At 32.8% G+C, this 3,337-nt stretch carries 4 protein-coding genes and 1 pseudogene; 3 read left to right on the top strand and 2 right to left on the bottom strand.

What is annotated here, in order from left to right; translation table 11 throughout:
* Window positions 1-69 precede the first annotated feature (69 nt).
* Window positions 70-1,071, top strand: a complete 1,002-nt coding sequence (trpS, locus tag ABUA27_RS12360) for a tryptophan--tRNA ligase (protein WP_022424468.1) — start codon at window positions 70-72, stop codon at window positions 1,069-1,071.
* A gap of 25 nt (window positions 1,072-1,096) precedes the next feature.
* Here the strand turns inward: trpS and ABUA27_RS12355 are convergent, their stop codons facing one another.
* Both ABUA27_RS12355 and ABUA27_RS12350 read right to left on the bottom strand, forming a co-directional pair.
* Window positions 1,097-1,939 carry an undecaprenyl-diphosphate phosphatase gene (locus ABUA27_RS12355; RefSeq protein ID WP_221711459.1) on the bottom strand — a complete coding sequence of 281 codons (843 nt, stop codon included), beginning with the start codon at window positions 1,937-1,939 and terminating at the stop codon, window positions 1,097-1,099.
* Window positions 1,940-2,035: 96 nt separating this feature from the next.
* Window positions 2,036-2,410, bottom strand: a complete 375-nt coding sequence (locus ABUA27_RS12350; RefSeq protein WP_349820829.1) for a RidA family protein — start codon at window positions 2,408-2,410, stop codon at window positions 2,036-2,038.
* Window positions 2,411-2,527: 117 nt separating this feature from the next.
* Between ABUA27_RS12350 and ABUA27_RS12345 the strand changes: the two genes are divergently transcribed.
* Both ABUA27_RS12345 and ABUA27_RS12340 read left to right on the top strand, forming a co-directional pair.
* The gene (locus tag ABUA27_RS12345; protein ID WP_129980901.1) at window positions 2,528-2,950 is read left to right on the top strand and encodes a hypothetical protein; all 423 of its coding nucleotides are present in this window, start codon (window positions 2,528-2,530) and stop codon (window positions 2,948-2,950) included.
* 102 nt (window positions 2,951-3,052) lie between these two features.
* A pseudogene (locus ABUA27_RS12340) lies at window positions 3,053-3,286 on the top strand (recombinase family protein); the annotation flags it as partial.
* Window positions 3,287-3,337: the final 51 nt, after the last annotated feature.

Here is a 3,337-nt window from a genome sequence, read left to right as displayed (position 1 = left end):
TTTGGGGGATTTGAGTTTGGTTATATATTTGTGTCCGCGCAACGAAGGCGCGGGGAAATGGAGGAAATTATGAAAAGAATGTTAAGTGGTATTAAACCTACAGGACGTGTTACTTTAGGTAACTACATTGGCGCTATTAAGCCATTTGTACAGTTCCAGAATGAATATGAAATGATTATCTTTGTTGCTAATCTTCATTCAATGACTATTTACCAGGAACCTAAGGATTTAAGAAAAAATACAAAAGATTTAATCGCATTATATATTGCAGCTGGATTAGATCCTGAACAGGTGACTTTATTCCTACAGAGTGATGTCTTAGAACATGCTCAGCTTGGATGGTATTTAGGATGCATGGTCTCTATGGGTGAATTATCACGTATGACTCAATATAAATCAAAGAAACTTGAAGCAGAAGAAAAAGGTGGACATATTGGCGCTGGTATCTTCAACTACCCTTCTTTAATGAATGCAGACATCTTAATGTATGATCCAGACTATGTACCAGTAGGAGAAGACCAGAAACAGCATGTAGAGCTTGCTAGAAATGTAGCAGAACGTTTTAATAGCCGTTATAGTGATACTTTCAAGCTTCCTGAACCTATTATTCCTAAAGTAGGTGGACGTATTATGGACTTACAGGATCCTACTAAGAAGATGAGTAAATCATCACCTAATGGTAAAGGATGTATTTATGTATTAGATCCAATTAATGTATCTAAGAAGAAGATCTTATCTGCAGTGACTGATAGTGATTCACATGTGAAGTTTGACCCAGAAAACAAACCTGGTATTTCTAACCTACTTGAAATCTATTCTATTATTTCGGGTAAGACTATTGAAGAACTTGAAACAATGTATGAAGGTAAAGGTTATGGGGATTTCAAGAAAGATCTTGCAGAAGTTGTTGGTAATGAACTTCAAAGAATTCAGGACCGTTATAATGAAATCCTAGACGGTGATTATCTTGATAATGTTCTTGAAGCAGGAGCAGAAAAAGCAAGAAGAATCGCAAGAAAGAAACTTGCAAAGGTTGAAAGAAAGATTGGTATCACAATCAAGAAAAAATAAAACAATGGCTCGCGCCATTGTTTTTTTATTTAATGATAAAGAAATATGCAAGTACTAATAGTCCTAATACAATTCTATACCATCCAAATACCTTGAAGTCATGCTTCTTGATATAGCTCATTAAGAACTTGATGATTAAAATTGATGATACAAATGCGACAAGCATACCAAGTCCTAATACTGCAAGCTGTGAAGCTGTAAATGCAAGACCAAACTTAACTAGTTTTAATAAGCTTGCGCCAAACATAACAGGAATAGCTAAGAAGAATGTAAATTCTGCAGCAACTGTACGGCTAACACCTAACATTAATCCACCAAGGATTGTCGCACCAGAACGAGATGTACCTGGGAAAATAGCTGCAATTAACTGGAACATACCAATTAAGAAAGCAGTTTTACCATTAATAGCTTTTAAAGAGTTAATTTTAGGTCTTAGTGATGCATTTCTATTTTCAATTACGATAAATCCAATACCAAAGACAATTAATGCTAGAGCGACACAAGGTGGATTATAGAATAATGCTTCAAATACATCATCAAATAATAATCCTACTACTGCTGCTGGGATACATGCAAAGATGATCTTAAGCCATAAATCAAAGATATCTCTATCTACATATTTAAAGAAACCTTTTACCATTGGATTTGTATTCTTCTTAAATGGCCAGATCTGATTCCAATAGATAACTACTACTGCAAGAATAGCACCTAACTGAATTACAACCTGGAACATAGAATAGAAATCTTTAGAAACATCTAATTTCACAAATTCATTTAATAAAATCATATGTCCAGTACTACTGATAGGTAACCACTCAGTGATACCTTCTACAATACCAAACAAAATAGTTTTTAAATAGAGTAACATAATAATCTCCTTTTTTATTGTCTTTTTGATTATGGCACAATTCTCATTATTTTCAAGGTTTTAAGCATAAAAAAAGACTTTCTCGGATGAGAAAGTCTATTTTACTGCAACGACTTCAACTTCTAGTAAAGCACCTTTAGGAAGTTTAGCAACTTCTACAGCACTTCTTGCTGGATAAGGTTCTTCAAAGTATTCAGCATAAATACCATTCATAGTTGCGAAATCATTAATATTATCTAAAAATACAGTTGTTTTCACAACATTCTTGAATGTAAGATTCTGACTTTCAAGTAAACCATTTACATTATCTAATGCACGTCTAGTCTGTGCTTCGATGCCTTCTGGCATCACGCCTGTTTCAGGATCTAATGGAATTTGTCCTGAAAAGAAGATCATATTACCAATATCGATTCCCTGGCTATATGGTCCAATAGCACCTGGTGCTTTATTTGTTTTTACTACTTTAGTCATTTGTACATCCTCCTAATGGTCCTATTATACCATTGTTATACAGTAAAGTGAAACAATAAGATGTTGTCATAAAGGGTAGAATTTGCTACAATATTTAAACGGAGGCGTACAAGAATTATGAAAGATTTTATCAAGAAATTTGCACGTGAAATCAGTGTTTTTGGATTAGTACTTGTTGTATTCCTTGGATTATTTATTTATCGTCAGGTAACATATGCAACATATACAACTTTATCAAGCACTAAGTTTGAACAGAAGATTGAAAACAAGGATAGTTTCATTCTTGTTGCAGGTGATAGTTCTGATAGTGCTATGAAGTCTTTCCAGGAAGTAATGACTACTTACCAGACAAAGAATAGAAAAAATAAAATTTATTATGTTGATACAAAAGGAAAGTCTTCTAATTACCTTACTAAGAAATTAAATGTCAATATCTCTACACCTTGTACATTTATTATTAAAAAAGGTAAAGTGACTGCAAAGTATCCAGGTGCTCTACAGTACTACTATTTCAAAGATTTTATAAATGCAAACCTATAAAAGAGATTGCCCGAAAGGCAATCTTTTTACTTGTAAAATTTTTTATTAATATATATAAAGCTCATATTTTGTATAATCTCCATAATTAATGGAGGTAAGGGTATGAAATATGCTTATATTAGAGTTTCTACTAAAGACCAGAATATTGATAGACAGGTAGAAGCAATGAAAGAGGCTGGTATTGATAAGAGTAAGATGTTTATTGATAAGCAGTCAGGTAAGGATTTTGAACGTAAGAATTATAAGAAGATGTTAAGAAAGCTGAAGGCAGGTGATGAAGTGTATATTAAGTCTATTGATCGACTTGGTAGAAAGTGTGAAACAAAAATCAATCAAAACGTATAAAAAAAGACAAACTTAAAAATAAGTTTGAATAATTTAGAAAAA

Origin of the sequence: Catenibacterium sp. RTP21428st1_D7_RTP21428_210409 (assembly GCF_040227455.1) — a bacterium.
Taxonomy (GTDB): Bacteria; Bacillota_I; Bacilli_A; order Erysipelotrichales; family Coprobacillaceae; genus Catenibacterium; species Catenibacterium mitsuoka_A.
This window is presented reverse-complemented; position numbering and strand designations above follow the sequence as displayed.

Bases quoted from the DNA above. Each gene is read 5' to 3' on its own strand.
- ABUA27_RS12345 (WP_129980901.1), top strand. From the start codon at position 2,528: ATGAAAGATTTTATCAAGAAATTTGCACGTGAAATCAGTGTTTTTGGA.
- ABUA27_RS12355 (WP_221711459.1), bottom strand. From the start codon at position 1,939: ATGTTACTCTATTTAAAAACTATTTTGTTTGGTATTGTAGAAGGTATC.
- trpS (WP_022424468.1), top strand. From the start codon at position 70: ATGAAAAGAATGTTAAGTGGTATTAAACCTACAGGACGTGTTACTTTA.
- ABUA27_RS12350 (WP_349820829.1), bottom strand. From the start codon at position 2,410: ATGACTAAAGTAGTAAAAACAAATAAAGCACCAGGTGCTATTGGACCA.